At 64.8% G+C, this 18662-nt stretch carries 21 protein-coding genes and 1 tRNA gene; 13 read left to right on the top strand and 9 right to left on the bottom strand.

Annotation, left to right across the window (positions count from 1 at the left end):
* Positions 1–6 precede the first annotated feature (6 nt).
* From AC06FE_RS13650 to AC06FE_RS13590, 13 genes are all read left to right on the top strand, one after another.
* Complete coding sequence (locus AC06FE_RS13650) at positions 7–2127, top strand: tail fiber domain-containing protein (protein ID WP_478073315.1); 2121 nt, start codon at positions 7–9, stop codon at positions 2125–2127.
* A gap of 3 nt (positions 2128–2130) precedes the next feature.
* Positions 2131–2757, top strand: a complete 627-nt coding sequence (locus AC06FE_RS13645; protein ID WP_478073314.1) for a hypothetical protein — start codon at positions 2131–2133, stop codon at positions 2755–2757.
* A gap of 106 nt (positions 2758–2863) precedes the next feature.
* A complete protein-coding gene (locus tag AC06FE_RS13640; protein WP_478073313.1) occupies positions 2864–4072 on the top strand; it encodes a phage tail sheath subtilisin-like domain-containing protein in 1209 nt (402 codons plus the stop codon).
* A 2-nt stretch (positions 4073–4074) separates the two neighbouring features.
* Complete coding sequence (locus tag AC06FE_RS13635; RefSeq protein WP_478073312.1) at positions 4075–4584, top strand: phage major tail tube protein; 510 nt, start codon at positions 4075–4077, stop codon at positions 4582–4584.
* A gap of 84 nt (positions 4585–4668) precedes the next feature.
* A complete protein-coding gene (locus tag AC06FE_RS13630; RefSeq protein ID WP_478073311.1) occupies positions 4669–4956 on the top strand; it encodes a phage tail assembly protein in 288 nt (95 codons plus the stop codon).
* A gap of 120 nt (positions 4957–5076) precedes the next feature.
* Complete coding sequence (locus AC06FE_RS13625) at positions 5077–7467, top strand: phage tail tape measure protein (RefSeq protein ID WP_478073310.1); 2391 nt, start codon at positions 5077–5079, stop codon at positions 7465–7467.
* A 26-nt stretch (positions 7468–7493) separates the two neighbouring features.
* Positions 7494–7937 (top strand): phage tail protein, encoded by a 444-nt coding sequence (locus AC06FE_RS13620; protein WP_478073309.1) that lies wholly within the window; start codon positions 7494–7496, stop codon positions 7935–7937.
* Positions 7921–8136 carry a tail protein X gene (locus AC06FE_RS13615; protein ID WP_478073308.1) on the top strand — a complete coding sequence of 72 codons (216 nt, stop codon included), beginning with the start codon at positions 7921–7923 and terminating at the stop codon, positions 8134–8136. Before AC06FE_RS13620 ends, AC06FE_RS13615 begins: the two co-directional genes overlap by 17 nt.
* Positions 8127–9200, top strand: coding sequence for a phage late control D family protein (locus AC06FE_RS13610; protein ID WP_478073307.1), 1074 nt, complete (start codon positions 8127–8129; stop codon positions 9198–9200). Before AC06FE_RS13615 ends, AC06FE_RS13610 begins: the two co-directional genes overlap by 10 nt.
* Before the next feature lie 62 nt (positions 9201–9262).
* A complete protein-coding gene (locus AC06FE_RS13605; protein ID WP_478073306.1) occupies positions 9263–9715 on the top strand; it encodes a hypothetical protein in 453 nt (150 codons plus the stop codon).
* A 133-nt stretch (positions 9716–9848) separates the two neighbouring features.
* Positions 9849–10052, top strand: coding sequence for a helix-turn-helix domain-containing protein (locus AC06FE_RS13600; RefSeq protein WP_478073305.1), 204 nt, complete (start codon positions 9849–9851; stop codon positions 10050–10052).
* On the top strand, positions 10049–10636 hold the full coding sequence (locus AC06FE_RS13595; RefSeq protein WP_478073304.1) for a hypothetical protein: 588 nt from the start codon (positions 10049–10051) through the stop codon (positions 10634–10636). The genes AC06FE_RS13600 and AC06FE_RS13595 overlap by 4 nt, the downstream gene beginning before the upstream one ends.
* A gap of 5 nt (positions 10637–10641) precedes the next feature.
* The gene (locus AC06FE_RS13590) at positions 10642–11007 is read left to right on the top strand and encodes a VVA0879 family protein (protein WP_478073438.1); all 366 of its coding nucleotides are present in this window, start codon (positions 10642–10644) and stop codon (positions 11005–11007) included.
* 378 nt (positions 11008–11385) lie between these two features.
* Here the strand turns inward: AC06FE_RS13590 and AC06FE_RS13585 are convergent.
* The 9 genes from AC06FE_RS13585 to fabG all read right to left on the bottom strand — a co-directional run bounded on the left by AC06FE_RS13585 (position 11386) and on the right by fabG (position 18657).
* Positions 11386–11460, bottom strand: a tRNA-Val gene (locus tag AC06FE_RS13585).
* 63 nt (positions 11461–11523) lie between these two features.
* Complete coding sequence (locus tag AC06FE_RS13580) at positions 11524–11877, bottom strand: PilZ domain-containing protein (RefSeq protein WP_192286521.1); 354 nt, start codon at positions 11875–11877, stop codon at positions 11524–11526.
* Positions 11874–12833, bottom strand: a complete 960-nt coding sequence (locus AC06FE_RS13575; RefSeq protein ID WP_478073303.1) for a DNA polymerase III subunit delta' — start codon at positions 12831–12833, stop codon at positions 11874–11876. The genes AC06FE_RS13580 and AC06FE_RS13575 overlap by 4 nt, the downstream gene beginning before the upstream one ends.
* The gene (gene tmk / locus AC06FE_RS13570) at positions 12826–13494 is read right to left on the bottom strand and encodes a dTMP kinase (RefSeq protein ID WP_192286523.1); all 669 of its coding nucleotides are present in this window, start codon (positions 13492–13494) and stop codon (positions 12826–12828) included. The genes AC06FE_RS13575 and tmk overlap by 8 nt, the downstream gene beginning before the upstream one ends.
* On the bottom strand, positions 13491–14552 hold the full coding sequence (gene mltG, locus AC06FE_RS13565; RefSeq protein WP_323438500.1) for an endolytic transglycosylase MltG: 1062 nt from the start codon (positions 14550–14552) through the stop codon (positions 13491–13493). Before mltG ends, tmk begins: the two co-directional genes overlap by 4 nt.
* Before the next feature lie 70 nt (positions 14553–14622).
* On the bottom strand, positions 14623–15978 hold the full coding sequence (locus tag AC06FE_RS13560) for an aminodeoxychorismate synthase component I (protein WP_478073302.1): 1356 nt from the start codon (positions 15976–15978) through the stop codon (positions 14623–14625).
* A 153-nt stretch (positions 15979–16131) separates the two neighbouring features.
* Positions 16132–17394, bottom strand: coding sequence for a beta-ketoacyl-ACP synthase II (fabF, locus tag AC06FE_RS13555; protein ID WP_478073301.1), 1263 nt, complete (start codon positions 17392–17394; stop codon positions 16132–16134).
* 130 nt (positions 17395–17524) lie between these two features.
* The gene (gene acpP, locus AC06FE_RS13550) at positions 17525–17764 is read right to left on the bottom strand and encodes an acyl carrier protein (RefSeq protein WP_132864793.1); all 240 of its coding nucleotides are present in this window, start codon (positions 17762–17764) and stop codon (positions 17525–17527) included.
* Between the two features lie 149 nt (positions 17765–17913).
* Positions 17914–18657, bottom strand: a complete 744-nt coding sequence (gene fabG, locus AC06FE_RS13545; protein WP_132864794.1) for a 3-oxoacyl-ACP reductase FabG — start codon at positions 18655–18657, stop codon at positions 17914–17916.
* Between the last annotated feature and the right edge of the window lie 5 nt (positions 18658–18662).

The following is an 18662-nucleotide window of genomic DNA, read 5'->3' as shown; positions in this document are numbered from 1 at the left end:
GAAAGCATGAAATTGAAACTGACCAACGCCGGGCGCGCCGCACTGGTGAACGCCTCCAATACCGGCACGAACTCCGTACTTGTGACGCATGTCGGCTTGACGCCCACCGCCTTCACGGCTACGTCGGCCATGACGTCGCTGCCGGGCGAGTTCAAGCGGATGGACACCGTTGGCGGCAAGGCCGTGGGCGATGACACGATCCATGTCACAATTCGCGACGACAGTGCCGACGATTACCAGCTGCGCGGGTTCGGTCTGTATCTCGCCGACGGAACCCTTTTTGCAGCTTACGGACAAGCTGACGCCATCATGTCGAAGGCGGCCGTTTCGATGCTGCTGCTTGCCGCTGACGCTCAGTTCGCGGACGTGGATACGGCGCTGATCCAGTTCGGAAGCACTGAATTCCTGAACCCACCGGCCACGACCGAGACGCGCGGCGTCGTGGAGCTGGCAACGACCGCCGAATCGGAGGATGGCAACGACTCGCAGCGGGTCGTAACCCCGCGCGGCCTGCGTGCGTTCATCGACAAGCGGTTCGGTGCCAGTGCGCCGACCACGTTCGCGAAGAACCTTCTGGCAATCGCAACCGACATTGCCTTCCGCGCTGCCCTGGGCGTCAAGGGCGCGGCGCTGAAAGACATGGGCCACGGCAACGGACTGGACGCCGATATGCTGGATGGCAAGCACGCATCAGAATTTGCGCTTGCCGGAGACTTCGCGACCGCCGGGCACAAGCATGCAATCAGCGACGTGACTGGCCTGCAGGGTGCCCTGAATGCCAAGGCCGACCTGACCGGCGCATCGTTCTCCGGTGACGTTTCCGCAGCTGGCGTGACCGCGCGCGGAAACCACTTTTACGGCGGGGACGCCTACGCGGTTCTGAGTCCGAGCGCCAGAAACGGGACGGTGATGCTGCGGCCGGACGGGGCAGCGTCGACCACCGGCGAGCTGGTGGTAACCACAGCCGGCGTCAGTTGGAATGGCCGCACTCTGTGGAACGCAGGAAACTTCAACCCGGATACGAAGGCGAGCCTGTCCGGTGCGACGTTCACCGGTGCAGTCACGATTAGCAGTCAGTCCCTGCGCGTTTCCGGCTGGGGCAGCACTGCGACGGATGGCATTGTGTACTTCGGTTCAGGGGATGCATACATTTACAAGGCCGGCGACAACTTCACGTTCGCAAACCCACAGGGCAATTTCACCGCGCGCCTTGGGTCTAGCGGCACGATCTGGACTGCCGGAAACTTCGATCCGGGCAGCAAGGTCAATAAGGCCGGCGACACGATGACTGGCGACTTTCTCATCAGCAAGAATGGTCCGGTTCTCGCACTGACTTCGCCGTCCATCACCAACGCGTATCGCTTCTACAGCAACGTGAGCGATACCGTCGATGGTGGTCTGCTGATACAGCGCATGGTGTCCGGAACGTACCAAACGATCATGTCGGCAGGTGGCGGGTTCTCGTTCTACGAGAACGTATCCACGCGAAGCGGCGCAAGCATCACCAGCGACGGGGGCGTCACTGCCCGGGTCAACTACTTCTTGCAGGGCGCTGGAAACGAGCATTCCTACAACATCTCATCAACGGTCGCTGGCGTGAAGAACGTCCGCTTCGTGAGCAACATCAGCCCAAACGTCGGTATCTACGATTCGAGCAATAACATCTGGATGCTGCGCTTCGGCAGCGATGGCAACAGCTACCTCACTGGAACTGCGTTCGCCGTAAACGGCTTCCAGCCCGGTTCGTCCATCCGTCTGAAGGACATCGACGGCGAAAACCCCTATGGGCTGGATGACGTGATGCGTTTGAAGACTGTCATTGGGCGTTACAAGCCACAGTACGGCGGCGGCGGCAAGGTTCGCATCTTCCACATCGCCGAGAATGTTGGCGAAGTGATGCCCGAGCTGATGGACCCCACGGGCGTGCAGCTGCCGGTGTTGGATGCTGAAGGCGAACGCGTGCTGGATGCTGAAGGCAGGGAGGTGATGGAGACGTTCCCGTCCTACTCCCTCGATATGATGTCGGCGGTGCACACCAGGTCCATCCAGCAGCTTGCTGACGTCATCCAACAACAGCAACAGCAGATCGACGATTTGCTGGACCGCGTGAAGATCGCGGGGCTCTGAGTCATGGCTGCTAACCACCGCAACCGCGCGGGCGCTGATTTCGACGACATCTTCGATCTGAACAAATCGGGGCAATTTGCCCCGAACAGCGGGTTCAAGGATGCCAGCGGCGTGGACTTGTCCCGCCGTTACGAGATGCTGTCATTCGGGATCAAAGCCCCCAACGTGGAGTTTCGCACCAGCGCAGGGCTGGACTTGTCGAACCTGTGGGCGGCGAAGGGGACGGCGACCTACTCGCTTGGCTTCCAGGGCGGGAGCTACTCGGGAAGCGGCTCGCGTTCTGGCGGCGTAAAGCTGACCATCTCGCAGGACGGAAACTGGTACATCTACAGCATCAGGCTGACCACCGAAACCCTTGTTGCATCGGGATCATGGCTTCCCGCCGGGGTCGCCGCATCCGACTACCAGGTGCAGTTTCTGGCAACGGGCGGCGAAGGTGGTTCAGTCAGCAACGATGCGGCTTCCTACGTCGCCGCCACAACTTCGCGGAGCGTCGGACTTACCGCCTTCATGATTAACAATGGCCCAAACTCCGCGCGGGCTGAGATCACCTGCAGATTGCGCCGAACCAGCACGGGCAACGTCACGACGACGACGTGCAGTTTCTCGGCAGAGGCGTTCGGCATCTAAGGGGCGCTGCCGTCACGGCTGCAATTACCGAGCCACGCCCCCGGCGCGACCATGCGAGTACCCCGCGCGTGCGGGTCAAAACCACCCTCCAAGGACCAAATACCGCATGGCCGAATTCCTGCATGGCGTGCAGGTCGTCAACGTCGATACCGGTTCCCGTTCGATTGCCGTCGCCTCAACGAGCGTCATCGGCATCGTGGGAACTGCCTCGCTTGCCGACCCGGCTGCCTTCCCGATCAACACGCCGACCGTCGTGACGTCTCGTTCGCAGGTTGCGAAGCTGTCGTCGGTTCCCCCGTCCGCCGGCAAGACCGTGGGCACCCTGCCCGGTGCACTGGATTCGATCTTCGACCAGGCCGGCGCCGTCGTCGTCGTGCTGCGCGTCGAGGAAGGCGAAACCGCCGACGCGACCATCGCCAACGTGCTGGGCGGCGTCAACGCGAACACCGGCGCGTATGAGGGCGTCCACGCGCTTCTCGCGGCGAAATCGGTTGTCGGGTTGAAGCCGCGCATCCTCATCGCGCCGGGCTTTACCCATCAGCGCCCGAACGACCCCCAGTCCCCCGACGACACGCTGAAGAATCCGGTAGTCGCCGAACTGGAAGGCATCGCGGAAAAGCTGCGTGCGTGCATCGTCAAGGATGGCCCCAACACGACCGACGCAGCGGCCATCGCTGACGCGAAGGACTACGGCAAGCGCGTTTTCGTCGTGGACCCCGCCGTCTTGGTCCAGGAGGGCGCTGCTATCGTCACCCGTTACGCATCCGCTGCCGTGGCTGGCGCCATCGCCAGAAGCGACAATGAGAACGGCTGGTGGGCGTCTCCGTCGAATCTGGAACTGTTCGGCGTCCTGGGAACGGCACGACCGGTGGACTTCGGCCTGTCGGACCCGACCTGCCGCGCAAACCTGCTGAACCAGGCCAACGTCGCAACCATCGTGCGTGAGGGCGGCTTCCTCCTGTGGGGCAACCGTACCTGCAGCACTGATCCGAAGTGGAAGTTCCTGTGCGTGCTGCGGACCGCCGACATCATCGCCGACAGCCTGGAAGCTGCGCACCTGTGGGCCGTCGACCGGGGCATCACCAAAACCTACGTTGATGACGTTCGCGAAGGCGTCGCAGCATTCCTGCGCGGCCTGGTAACGCAGGGCGCCATCCTCGGTGGTGACTGCTGGATCGACAAGGAACTGAACACGCCGGCCAATGTCGCGCTGGGCAAGTTCTATTGGGACTTTGACTTCACTCCGACCTATCCGGGCGAACAGCTCCAGTTCCGCATGCACATGGTCGACGACTACATCGCAGAGGTTATCTAACCGTGTCCAGTACCCGGAACGTTCGCAAGAATTTCAATGTCTACGTCGACGGCAAGGGATTTGCCGGCAACGTGGAATCCTTCACCGCCCCGAAGCTGACCCTGAAAACGGAAGACTTCCAGGCCGGCGGCATGTTCGCGCCGACCGAAATCACCTTCGGCCATGAAAAGCTGAACGCTGAAATGGTGTTCATCTCCGACGACCCGGAGGTGATGGGTAAGTTCAACGTCGTGGAGGGGAAGGAGTATCCGTTCACCGCGCGCGAAGCCCTGGAGTCGGGCGACGGGACCGTGACCCCGGTCGTGCACAACATGCGCGGGAAGGTGAAGGAGATCGACCGCGGCGAAACGAAGGCGGGCGAGAAGGCCACGATCAAACTGTCGCTCTCGCTGAACTACTACAAGCTGACCCACGGCGGGACGGTCGTCCAGGAACTCGACGTCGTGAATATGGTCGCAAAGCAGAACGGCGTCGACATGCTTGCGCCGATCCGTAGCGCGCTCGGCCTGTAAGCGCCCCGACACGACTGCAATTCAAGGGGGCGCATTGCGCCCCCAAACTTTGTGCACAACCCACCCAATTGCCGGAATTTCAGCATGACCGAGAAGAAGACCCCCGCCGATTACGTCACCGAGCGTGACGGCTATGTCGAGATCACCCTGTCCCGTCCGCGCAAGCTGGATGGCGTCGACCAGGCCGTCGTCCGCATGCGCGAACCGACCGTCGAGGACATGGAGCGCCACCAGGATGGCAAGGGCAGCGACTCGTCCAGGGAGATCGCGCTGATTGCCAATCTGTGCGAAATCAGCCCGGACGACCTGCGCAAGTTCCCGCTGCGGGACTACCACCGGATGCAGGCCGCAGCACAGCTTTTTACTACCTGACCCTGCCGCAGATTCGGCAGGGAACGCTAGCACTAGCCGGTCACACCGGCTGGTCGCTGGCGGAAATTCACGCGCTGCGCGTGTCTAAGTTCATCTGGTGGATCCAGGGATTGCCGGTGCATGGCGAGTAAGATTCTCAAAGCTTCACTGATTATTGGCGGCGCGATCTCGTCGTCGCTGAAATCCGGCCTACTGGATACGCAGACCGGGCTGCAGCGCATTGGCAGCACAATTGGCGACCTGACCCGGAAGCAACGCGCGCTGGGCAGCACCCTGGCGTCGTTCAGCGGGATGCGCGTCAAGAACATCGACCAGCTGCGCCAGCAGTATGCCCAGCTGGGCGTGCAGCTGGACCGCCTGCGGCACAGCTATGCGCAGCTGGACCGTATCGAGAAGGCCCGCGCCGCCAACCTGGCGAATCGTCGCGATATTGGTGGCGCGCTGATGGGCTCGGTCGGCGCCCTGATCGGCACCGGCTACGCCCTGTCCCGCACGGTCGGAAATGCAGCCGCGTTCAACCGCGAGAACCAGCTGATCGGCAACACCGCCGACATGACACGCCAGCAGGTCGCAGCCCTTGGCAAGACGATCCTCACTGAATCGCGCGTCACGAATCAAGCGTCGAACGAGCTGCAGCGTGCAATCGGGTTCCTTGTCGCTGCCGGCATGGATGCGCAGACCGCCCAGGCCAGCATTCGCACGATTGGCCGAACCACGACTGCCGCCGGCGCCGACATTGAAGACCTGTCGCGCGCCGCCTTCACGCTGCAGGACGCCTTCAAGATCAAGCCCGGCGACCTGCAGGGGGCGCTGGACATCCTGGCCGTAGCGGGCAAGGAAGGAAACGTCGAGCTGAAGGACATGGCGAAGGTTCTGCCCGTTCTCGGTTCGTCGTTCGTGGCGCTGAAAATGGAGGGTCGCGAAGCTGCCGCCACGATGGGCGCCGCGCTGGAGATCGCACGCAAGGGCGCTGCCGACCCGGACGAAGCTGCCAACAACATGAAGAATTTTCTGGCGAAGGTGCTATCGCCGGAAACGCTGAAAAAGGCCGAAAGCAAATTCGGCCTGGACCTGTATACGGTCATCAAGGACGCGCAGACGAAGGGCGGAAATCCGTTCGAGGCCGCAATGACGTCCATCATGGAAGCGACGAAGGGCGATCAGAAGGCCATCGGCGAGCTGTTCCAGGACATGCAGGTCCAGAACTTCCTTCGCCCCATGATGCAGAACTGGGACGAGTATCAGCGCATCAAGGACAAGGCGCTGAACCAGTCGGCCGGTACTACCGACCGTGATTTCGCTTTGATGATGGAAACCGACGCGGAGAAGATGAAGGCGGCGAAGATCGCGGCCGACAATCTCTCAAAGGCGTTCGGGACCGCTCTTTCGCCGGCTATCGGGAGCCTGGCCGGCAGTCTTGCCGGCATGATGGACCGCATGACCGTGTTCGTGCAGGAGAACCCGAAGCTGGTCGCCACCACGACAAAGCTTGTCGTCGGCATGCTCGCAATGCGCACTGCGGTCCTGGGCTTGCGCTTCGCGTGGACCTTCGTTCGTGGGCCGATCCTGGGCGCGATGAAGCTGTTTCACTCATTCCGCGCCGGAACCATCATGGCGCAGCTCGGCCGGTTCGGCCCGGTTGCCCTTCGGCTGGCGTCGCTGTTCCGCACGGTCGGCGTGGCCGTCGCCGCAATTGGTGGCGGTCCGATCGCAATCGCAGTTGCAGCAATCACGGCTGCGGCCTTTGTCGTGCGCAAGTATTGGGAACCCATCAAGGCATTCCTGGGTGGAGTTTGGGAGGGTCTGACCGAGGCCGGGGGCGTCGCAATGGGCGAACTTCTTGCAGCGGTCGAACCGTTGCGCCCGGCGTGGGAGGCCGTCGGCGGCCTGCTGCGGGAAGCATGGGGTTGGCTGTCCAATCTGATCGGGCCGGCGAAGTACAGCGGGGCCGAGCTGGCGAACGTGGCCGCAATCGGCAAGCTGGTCGGTCAATCGCTGTTCGTGAACTTCCGTATCGGCATTCAGGTCATTGGCGCCGTCATCAAGGCTGTTGTCTGGCTGGGCGAGGCCCTGGGCACCGCAGCGGGCTGGATCGTCACCAGCCTTGGCAGTGTGTGGGACAAAGTGAAAGGACCGGCCGGCGCGGCGATCGACTGGATCATGGCAAAGCTGCAGCCCTTGCTGGACGGCATCGGCTGGCTGATGGACAAGGTCGGCGGCGGTCTCGGATTCGCTGCTAGCAAGATCATCGGGGCGCAGCAGGCTGTGTTGACCGGCGCCGCCTCCTTCGCGGCGCCGATGCTCCCGGCGCCCGTATCCGGCCGCCCAGCGCCAGCAATTCCGGCGCCGGTAGCGCGCAGCGGCGCCGGCCCGGTCCAGCAGTCGCAGACAAACCATATCGTCATTCACCAGCAGCCGGGCGAATCGAGCGAGTCCCTTGCGCGCCGCACTGCCGACGAGCTGCAGCGACGTCAAGCTATCGCGGGACGTAGCGGCCTGGGGGACAAGTAAGTATGCAGCGGGAATTTGCAACCGGCATGGCCGACAAGCTGCTGACGCGCTTCACTGGCACCAACACGGGCAATATGCCCGTGTTCCTGTCCCTTGGCGGCTTCAAGTTCAGCCTGAATACCGCAGTTTTCCAGCGTGTCGAGCGCGCAGACTCTTATCGGTGGCGCGCGCAAGAGCGCGTGGGCCAGCTGGATGCCCTGCAGTACACCGGCCCGGAGAATCCGCGCGTGGCTCTACCCGGGGTCATCTACCCGGAGTTTCGCGGCGGGGTCGGCCAGCTTGACCAGCTCCGCGCGCTTGGCCTGCAGGGCAAGCCGTTGCGCCTTGTGACCGGCGGCGGGGCAAACTTGGGAATGTGGGTAATCGAGAAGATCGACGAAACCGCAAGCGAGTTCACGCCGGACGGCAAGCCGCGAAAGCAAGAGTTCATTGTCTCCATTCGGAAATTCAGCGATGGCGCGAACGTATAACACCCGCGAAGGCGATGTCGTCGACCGCATCGCATTCGAACACTATGGCGAGCAATCACCGGACATCGTGCGCGCCGTATTCGAAGCTAACCCGGGCTTAGCTGCGCGCGGCGCGGTGTTGCCCGTGGGCGTCACGATCAACCTGCCGGAAATACAGAAGCCGGCCACCACGAATGCAGGGCTGGCACTATGGGACTGAGTGTCGCCCCCGCCTGGCGAGTTGTCGCGAACAGTCAGGACATCACGGACAAGGTGCGAACCAGGTTCAAGTCGATGCGCATCACCGACGAAACCGGCGACCAGGCCGACACCCTGGAGCTTGACCTGGCCGACCATGACTCCGCTGACCCCATCAAGTTGCCCCCAGTGGGCGCCGAGCTGGAGGCATTCATCGGCTACGATGGCGCCGTACGGCGGATGGGCCTGTACATCTGCGACGAAATCGAAATCGCCGGATACCCCTGCAGCATGACCATACGCGCACGGTCGGCGCCGTTTGAGACAAGCAAGGGCGGGAAGAACGACCTGCAATCTCAGAAAACGCGGTCGTGGAAGAAGGGCACGACCATCGGCGAAATGGTGAGGCGAATGGCGGGCGAACACGGCCTGCAGCCTGGCGTGTCGCAATCGCTTTCCGGGATCACCCTGCCGCTGACCACGCAGTCGCAAGAGTCGGACATGAACCTACTGCTGAGACTCGGCAAGCAGTACGATGCGATCGCGAAGCCTGGCGGCGGCAAGCTGCTGTTTGTGAAGCGCGGCGATTCGTCGACTGCGAGCGGCCAGGCAATCCCGGGCGTGACCCTCACGCCAGCCGACGGCAGCGACTACCGGGTCACGATTGCCGCCCGCGATGACGCCGGCACGACCGTTGCGTACTACCGCGACATGAAGGCCGCCGCGCGACAGGAAGTCAAGGTCGGCACCGGTGAGCCCGTCACGCGGCTGCGCATGGCCTACGCCGACCGCGTTTCAGCAGAAGCCGCCGCAAAGGCCCGGCATCGCGAGCGCGCGCGGCAGACGCGACAGCTTGTCTATACCCTCCCCGGCCGCCCGGAGATCATGGCAGAAGCCATCGTGACCATGCAGGGGTTCCGCGAGGGCGTGAATGGCGAATGGCTTGTGACGCGCGCCGAACACTACATCGGCCCCGACGGCTACCGCACCAGGATCGAATGCGAGCAGCCGAATAGCGCGGAGGGCGTGAAGGCCGCCAGCGGCGCAAAGGCCAGCGAGTCGGAACAGGTGGGCGTAGAGCTGTAGCCGTTGGCCTTGCGCCCGGCAATTTGATAGGTTGCCACCGTCCTACAGTCCAGATTCCGACCTTGAACAGCAACACGAAGATCATGATTGCCGGCGGCATCTTTGTCGCCCTGGCCGTACTTGGCATGGTGCTGCCAGACAAGCCCAAGCCGGCCGCCGAACCGGTGACGGCTGCCGCTCCGCCACCTCCTGTGGCTGCGCCCGCGCCGGAAGTCAACAGCGCCCTGCATGATGAGCCGGCCGACGATGAGCGGGCCAACCTGGAGGAACTGCTGGTCGCCGCCAAGCGCGGTGATTACCAGGCGCAAAGAAATGCTGCCTACATACTGGGCAAGGGCTCGCTGGATGAGCGTATCCAGGCTTGCGCGTGGCGAGGAATCATCGTCGCTGCCGGGCACAAGGATGCGGACGCATCCGACGTCAGCAATGTGTCGGCGGCCTGCGACAAGTTGAGCGACGCCGATCTACAGCGCGCGCGAACCTGGGCCACGATGCTGATTCAGCAGCAGGGGTGACAGAAGAAGCAAAACCCCGCCCGTGCGGGGTTTTTGTTTACCCCCCCGGTTCGGTGCTGATAGGTGATGAAAGGTGTTGACTAACGTCAAATACTGACGGATCATTTGCGGACCAATCACCGCCAGGGTCCGCATGTCTACCGATCAACAACCCATCGCCTACAGCGTCGCCGACGCGGCCAAAGCCATCGGAATTTCCCGTGGTGGCCTTTACAGCCTGCTCGGCGAAAAGAAGCTCGCAGCCCGGAAGATCGGCGGCCGCACGATCATTGCAGCTGACGAGCTGCGCCGCTTCGTGAACTCGCAACCCATGTACCAGGCCGGGGGTGCGCAGTGATTGCCACACAACCCCGGGCGTGGATCGGAACGCCGAAGGACGGGAGCCGACCGGGCGTCACGCTGGATCCCGATACCGTCGACCACTGGCGCCAGCTCGGCCGCACCATCGAGCCGTTGTTCGCGGCTGCACGGCCAACCGCAGCGCCGGTCGATTCACGCCTGGCGCCCGAACTGGAGGCGGCCATCAAGCATGCAGGGATGGACGTCTGCGAGGTCGCGGACGAAACGGGACCGTACCCGCTGATGCTGGTGTGGAGTGGCACCATTGAACCGGTGATGCCGCGCCCCCCAGCTGCGCCGGCTGTCGCGTACATGATCGACGGCCGCGTCGAACAGGGTTTGACTTTCGACAAGGCCGCAGCCGAAAACATGGCCTTGGCAAACGCGGGAACTGTTCGTCCACTAGCGTTCGCTGACAGCACCCCCGCAGCGCCGAGGATCGACCTTATCCCACGACTGCGCGAAATTCTGACGCAGATCAACAGCGACACGATGGGAGACGACTATCTGAACCTGTCATGCGATGCGCTGGACCTGATCGACGCCGCCCTGCAGGCCACCAGCGCCGAGGTGGGGTCGTGATCACCATGAGCCTTGCTGAATTCCAGGCCGCCGTTCACGCCCAGGGTGTTGAGCGCATCGATGCAGCATTCGTCTGTCCGCTGTGCCGAACAGTGCAATCGACGCGAAGCCTGATCGACGCTGGTGCCGGCACTGACTTCGATAGCGTGCAGCGCTATCTCGGGTTCTCTTGTGTCGGGCGCTTCACCGGGGCCGGGAGCGCGCGCAAAGAACCTGACGGTCAGCCCTGCAACTGGACCTTTGGCGGCCTCTTCCAGGTTCACAGGCTGGAAGTCATCACCGAAGACGGTCAGAAGCATCCGCATTTCGAAGTAGCAACTCCAGAACAAGCGCAGCAACTGAGCACCAGCCACGGCGCGGGGGAAGCCTGATGCAAGCCGCTGGCGGAAGAACTGCAACATGTCTTGCCGTGCTTGCTGACGGACCGGCCACAACGGCCGAAGTCTGCATCGAAACGGGCATCGACTCCAAAAGCGCGGGATCCCTTCTCGCATCCGCATGCAAGCAAGGCCGCGTTCTGAAAAGGCGATTCAAGAAGTTCAACGAGAGCCTGGACGACGGCTACACTGACGTCGTGCTGTGGGTTCTTCCCATGCACGCGGAAGCCTGGCCGAACAATCGACCAGGCTAGAAATCAGAATCAGGATTTGACGCAGTGGAACAGTGATGGAATCAAAACCACTGTAAACATTTTTGTACACATTTCCGGGCTGTACACACCGAAAGTGGCCGCAACATGTTGTTTCTATTGGTGGGCGGTACAGGGATCGAACCTGTGACCCTTGCCGTGTGAAGGCAATGCTCTACCGCTGAGCTAACCGCCCGTGTTGCGAGCCGCTCATTATAGGGGCTTGAGCGAGCACGTCAACGGTTTTCACAAACAATCTTCACATCGTCTGCGTGGGCTTGTCCGAGCCCGAGGTGCCGGCCAGCAGCGTCTCAATCTTGTTGCGGATGCCCTCGCCGTCCACGCCGTCGGCCAGCTGCACGCCGATGCCGGCCTGGCGGTTGCCCTGCGCGCCCAGCGGGGTCACCCAGACCACCTTGCCGGCCACCGGCAGGCGCTCGCTGGAGTCCGGCAGGGTCAGCAGCAGGAACACCTCGTCGCCCAGGAAGTAGCGCTTGGGCGTGGGCACGAACACGCCGCCGTTCTTCACGAACGGCATGTAGGCGCTGTACAGCGCGGCCTTGTCCTTCACTGCCAGCGACAGGATGCCCTGGCGTGCGTTCATCGCACTCATCGATTGGTCCCCTTGGATTGCATCTGGTTGGCCGCGTTCCACGCCAGCAGCAGCTCCACCACGGCGAGGTCGGCGCGCACCGTGGTGCGCAGCAGGTCGCGGGTGCGGTTGGCCGCATCAAACCAGGCGGCCAGCTTGTTCAATCGCGCCGGATCGGTCAAGCCGTCGGCAGCCTTCTTCAGGGCCAGGTCGGCGGCATGGCGCAGGCGCAGATCGGCGTGCTCATCGCCGGTCCAGCGCTGGGCCAGCTCGACGCTGCCCAGCTTGCCCAACGACAGCTGTTCCAGCTCGCTGGCCACCTGCCGGCGCAGGGCCATGCCCTCGCCCTGCAGCCACCGGTCGGCCAGCGCCGGGTGGCCGCGCGCGGCATCCAGCGCCTCGCGCGAGACGCCCTCGGTGTAGCCCCGTGCCTGCAGCCAGGCCAGCGCTTCCTCGCGCGGCGGCAGGCGGAACTCCAGCCGCTGGCAGCGGCTGCGGATGGTCTGCGGCAGCCGCGCCGGGTCGGCGCTCACCAGCCACAGGTAACGGCCGGGCGCCGGCTCTTCCAGCGTCTTGAGCAGGGCGTTGCAGGCGGCGCGGTTGATTGCATCGGCCGGGTCGACGATCACCACCTGCGCCACCCCGTATTGCGGGGTCAGCGCCAGCTTCTGCGAGATCTCGCGGATCTGCTCGATGACGATCTCGGTGCGCAGCTTGTCGCCGGTCTTGTTCGGGATGAACGAGGTCAGCTGCAGGTCCGGGTGGGTGCCGGCGGCAATGAGCTGGGCATTGCGCTGCCGGGCGGCGACATCGACGCCATGCCCAAGCACGTGCTCGGCCAGCTTCAAGGCCACCGCGCGCTTGCCCATGCCCGCCGGCCCGCACATCAGCAGGCCATGGCCCAGCCGCCCGGCGTCGAGCGCGGCCACGGTCTGGTCATAGGCACGTTGCTGCCAGGGGGCGAAGGGCTCACTCATGCACGCGCTCCTGTTCAAGCCAGTGGCTGACCGCGCCGCGCACCTGGGCGGCGACGCCGGCCTGGTCCTGGCTGGCGTCGATCAGGCTGAAACGCTGCGGGTCGTTCTGGGCGCGCTGGCGGAACTGCGCACGCACGCGTTGGAAGAAGTCGTCCTGCTCGGTCTCGATGCGGTCCGGCCACAGGTCGCGGCCATTGGCGCGGGCGCGGCCGACGGCCACGTCCACGTCCAGCAGCAGGGTCAGCCCCGGCTGCAGGCCAACGGCGCGCTTTTCCAGGTCGGCGATCCATTGCGGGTCCAGGCCGCGGCCGGCGCCCTGGTAGGCGTAGCTGGAATCGGTGAAGCGGTCGCTGACCACGAACGCGCCGCGTTGCAGGGCTGGCCGGATCACCTGCCGCACATGCTGGGCGCGCGCGGCGAACACCAGCAGCAGCTCGGCTTCCGGCGACAGCGGCTCGCCGGCGATCTCCGCATCCGGCGTCAGCACCAGCCCGCGGATGCGCTCGGCCAACGGCGTGCCGCCCGGCTCGCGGGTCAACACCACTTCATGGCCCTGTGCCCGCAGCAGGTCGCGGATGGCGTTGATCGCCGTGGTCTTGCCGGCACCCTCGCCGCCTTCCAGGCTGACGAAACGCGGATGCCGGAGCAACGCTTGGTTCATTGTTGTACTGCCTCGTTGTTCTTCCCGCGCAGCCGCTGCAGGTAGCGTGCGACCGCGGCGTTGTGCTCGGCATAGGTGGCCGAGAACGCATGCGCGCCACTGCCGTCGCCCACGGCGACGAAGTACAGCGCATCCCCTGCCGCCGGCCGGGCGGCGGCGTGCAGGGCATCACGGCCCGGCATCGCGATCGGCGTCGGCGTCAGGCCGGCGCGCGTGTAGGTGTTGTAGGGCGTGTCGGTGGTCAGGTGCACCTTGCGGATGTTGCCGTCATAGGCGCTGCCGATGCCGTAGATCACGCTCGGGTCGGTCTGCAGGCGCATGCCCATCTTCAGGCGACGGGCGAACACCCCGGCAATCTGCGGGCGCTCGCTGGCCAGGCCGGTTTCCTTCTCGATGATCGATGCCAGCGTCAGCAGCTCGTACGGCGAGCTGAGCGGCAGGTCATCGGCACGGTCGGCCCAGGCCGCGGCCAGTTCCTTCTCCATCGCGGCATGGGCGCGCTTGAGCACGTCCACGTCGGTGTCACCGCGCTGGTAGACGTAGGTTTCCGGCAGGAAGCGCCCTTCCGGGTGCTGGTCCGGGAAGCCCAGCGCCGCCATCAGCTCGCTGTCGCTCATCTCGGTGGTGGTGTGCCGCAGCGGGTCGGCGCGGTTGAGCGCGGCGCGCAGCTGGCGGATGTTCCAACCCTCGACGATGGTCACCCGGTACTGCAGCACCTTGCCCTGGCGCATGTTGCGCAGCAGGGCCTCCGGGGTGGGCGCCGGTTCCAGTGCGTACTCGCCGACCTTGATCTTGCCGGCCGCATCCAGCTCCCGCGCCAGCCACTGCCATTGCAGGTCATGGCCTTCGTCGATGCCGGCCGCGCGCAGCTTGCCGAGCACGGTACTGAACGAATCGCCGGAAGCGACCACCACGCTGGGCTGGCTCGGGGTCACCGGGGTCACGGCGAAATCCACCTGCCGCACCCACACCAGCGCTACACCCGCAGCGCCGGCCAGTGCCACCAGCAATACCACCACCGCCAGCACTGCCAGACATCCGCGCTTGGCACCCGCCATGGTCACCCCGATCAATTCAATCCGGTGCGCAGGATACCGCGTGGCCGGCAACGCCGGCCAAAGGCAGCCTTCATTCGACCGGATCCAGCGCCCGCAGCAGGCCGCGTGCCTTGGCCCGGGTCTCGTCCAGTTCCTTGGCCGGGTCCGAATCGACCACGATGCCGGCGCCGGTGCGGAACGTCGCCACCGCGCCCTGCACCTCGGCGGTGCGGATCAGGATGTTCAGGTCCATGTCGCCGTCCCGGTTCAGCCAGCCGAAGGCACCGGTGTAGGCCCCACGCGCGGTCTGTTCCAGCTCGGCGATGATCTCCATGCAGCGCACCTTCGGGCAGCCAGTGATGGTGCCGCCCGGGAAAGTGGCGGCGATCACCTCGCCCGGCGTCACCTCCGGACGCAGGCGGGCGCGCACGTTGCTGACGATGTGGTGGACATGGGCGTAGCTTTCCACCGTCATCAGTTCATCGACCTCGACGCTGCCGGCCGCGGCGATGCGACCCAAGTCGTTGCGCTCCAGGTCGATCAGCATCACGTGCTCGGCACGTTCCTTCGGGTGGCCGACCAGCTCCTGGATGCGCGCGGCATCGTCGTCCCCGGCGAACCGCGGGCGGGTGCCGGCGATCGGCCGGGTCTGCACCACGTCACCGCTCACCGATACCAGGCGCTCCGGCGAGGAGCTGACCACCGCCCGCCCGGCGGCGACGAACAGCCCGGCGAATGGCGCCGGGTTGGCGGTGCGCAGGCGCGCATACAGCGCCTCCGGCGGCAGTGCCGCGTCGAAGTGCGCCTGCCAGCGCCGCGACAGGTTCACCTGGAACACGTCACCGGCATGCAGGTAATCGATCACCCGGCCCACGCCATCGGTGAAACGCTGGCCGGCGTCTTCGGTGATGTCCGCCGGGGCCTGCCAGCGCGGCAGCGGCGCCAGCGCGGTGGCGTCCTGCAGGTGCTGCTGCAGGTCGGCCAGCAGCCCGGCATGGTCCTCCTCGGCCACCGCCACGCAGCGACCGCTGTCGCGCTCGCGCAGGATCGCGGCGGGGCAACGCAGGGCCACGGCGGACGGCAGGCCATCGGCGCGCGCCGGCAGGTTCAGGACCGGCTCGACCTGCCCGGCCAGTTCGTAATCCAGCAGCAGCGCCCAGCCGCCGCGGAACGGGAATTCAGCGAACAACGGCGCGCGTGCGGTGCGCAGCGCCTGCCAGTGCTGGTCGAGGACGTCGAGGAAGGTGCCGGCCAGTACGCTGCCGTCTTCACGATGCACCTGGCCATCGGCCTCCAGCCGCAGCTGCCCGCCGTCGGCGATCAGCAGCATGTCCCACTGGCCCTGCTTGCCGGCAGCGGTGGATTCCAGCAGGACGGGATAGCGATGCGGCGCGAGCCGATGCAGCCCCAGCAGGTCGGTGTCGGCGTGCAGGGGGAGGATGTGCATCGTGGGCCCGAAATGTCAGAAATGCAGGCTGTTCCCTTCTCCCGTCTGCGGGAGAAGGTGCCCGGAGGGCGGATGAGGGGGAGCTGCTAAAGCCCTTAAAAAAGCCGCCCTCACCCCAACCTCTCTCCCGCTTGCGGGAGAGGGGCTTAAAGCTTAGATGCGCTTGAACACCAGCGTGCCGTTGGTGCCGCCGAAGCCGAAGCCGTTGGACATCACCACGTCCACCTGTGCCTTGCGGGCCACGTTCGGCACGTAATCCAGGTCGCAGCCTTCGCTCGGATCTTCCAGATTGATCGTCGGCGGGATGATGCCGGTCTCCAGCGCCATCACCGAGAAGATGGCTTCCACGCCGCCGGCCGCGCCGAGCAGGTGGCCGGTCATCGACTTGGTCGAGCTCACCAGCAGCTTGTAGGCATGCTCGCCGAAGGCGGTCTTCATCGCCATGGTCTCGCCCAGGTCGCCCAGCGGCGTGGAGGTGCCGTGCGCGTTGAGGTAGCCCACCTGCTCCGGGGTGACGCCGGCGTCCTTCATCGCCGCGACCATGCAGCGGGCGGCGCCTTCGCCGTTCTCGCTCGGCGCAGTCATGTGGTACGCGTCGGAGCTTGCGCCGAAGCCGGCCAGCTCGCAGTAGATGCGTGCGCCGCGCGCCTTGGCGTGCTCGTACTCTTCCAGGATCAGGATGCCGGCACCGTCGCCCAGCACGAAGCCGTCGCGCTCCTTGTCCCACGGGCGCGAGGCCTTTTCCGGCGCGTCGTTGCGGGTGGACATGGCCTTCATCGCGCAGAAGCCGCCCAGGGCGGTCGGCGAGGAACCCCGCTCGGCGCCACCTGCGACCATCACGTCGGCATCACCGTACTGGATCATGCGCATCGCCGTGCCGATGGAATGGTTGGACGTGGCGCAGGCCGACACCGCCGAGAACGACGGTCCCTTCAGGCCGGTGATGATGCTCAGCTGGCCCGGCAGCATGTTGATGATGGTCTTGGGCACGTAGAAGGGCGAGATCTTCTTGCCCTCGTGGAACTCGATGGTCTGTTCCTCGATGCCCAGCAGGCCACCGATGCCGGCGCCGACGATGGCGCCGATGCGCTCGGCATTGGCCTCGGTGATTTCCAGGCCCGAGTCATGCAGCGCCATGAAGGCGGCACCCAGGCCGTAGTGGATGAACGGGTCCATCTTCTTGGCATCCTTGCCACTGACCCTGAACTTGCCGAACAACGGGTTGTCGGCGGTGATGTCGAAATCCTTGACCTCACCTGCGATCTTGGTGGTGAAACGTTCCAGATAGGCATCTGCAACGTTCGTCAGCGGGCCAATGCCCGAGCGGCCATTGATGATGCCTTCCCAGCTGCTGGCCAGATCATTGCCCAGCGGCGACACCATGCCCATGCCGGTAACGACGACGCGACGACTCATTGCGGATTCTCCTGGCCCCGTTCACGGGGGCGGGGGTTGAAGCGGTGAAAAGCACAGGGCCGCATCCGCGGCCCCATGGATTTGCAACGCGGGCGGAAGTTCATGCCGGCCGCGTTCTGTCAGGCGTGGATTACGCCTTGACGTGCGCCTTGACGTAGTCGATGGCAGCCTGGACGGTACCGATCTTCTCGGCTTCCTCGTCCGGGATTTCGCACTCGAACTCTTCTTCCAGCGCCATCACCAGCTCGACGGTGTCCAGCGAGTCTGCACCCAGGTCATCGACGAACGATGCGCTGTTGGTGACTTCTTCTTCCTTGACGCCAAGCTGCTCGACAACAATCTTCTTGACGCGTTCTTCGATGGTGCTCATTGGATATCGCTCCAGATGGAGTAGTGGTTCAAAAGACGCCACCACGTGGTGATGGCCGTGGGATAGTGTAGTGGAAAGCGCCGGGCCGATGCATTCTGGCAAAAAACCCCGGCGATCAACCACTTGGGTGCAGTCCCTGCACCACACGCTTACGGCATGTACAGCCCGCCGTTGACGTGGAGGGTTTCGCCGGTGATGTAGCTGGCCGACGGGCCGGCCAGGAAGCCCACCGCCTTGGCGATGTCCGCCGGCTCGCCGAGGCGGCCCAGCGCGACCTGGCCGAGCATCGCCGCCTTGGCGTCCTCGGGCAGGTCCTTGGTCATGTCGGTATCGATGAAGCCCGGGGCGACCACGTTCACGGTCACGCCACGGCTGCCGATTTCCTTGGCCAGCGACTTGGAGAAGGCAATGATGCCGGCCTTGGCCGCGGCGTAGTTGGCCTGGCCGGCATTGCCGGTCACGCCGATCACCGAGGCGATGTTGATGATGCGGCCCTTGCGCGCCTTCATCATGCCGCGCATCACCGCCTTGGAGGTGCGGTAGACGCTGGTCAGGTTGGTGTCGAGGATGGCCTGCCAGTCCTCGTCCTTCATGCGCATCAGCAGGTTGTCGCGGGTGATGCCGGCGTTGTTCACCAGGATGGTGATGGCGCCGAACTCCTTGCTGACCGCCTCGATCAGCGCGTCCACCGCGCCGGGCTCGGTCACGTTCAGGGCGCGGCCGTGGCCGCCCTGCGCGGCCAGGCGTTCGCCGATGGCGGCGGCGCCGGACTCGGTGGTGGCGGTGCCGATGACGGTGGCGCCCTGGGCGGCCAGTTCGTCGGCGATGGCGGCACCGATGCCGCGGCTGGCGCCGGTGACGAGCGCGATTTCACCCTGCAATGGCTTGCTCATGCGGT

The sequence above is a fragment of the Stenotrophomonas sp. Steno-C18 genome (assembly GCF_056393195.1).
The sequence above is the reverse complement of the archived record's forward strand: the minus strand, read 5'-3'. Positions and strand labels throughout refer to the sequence as shown.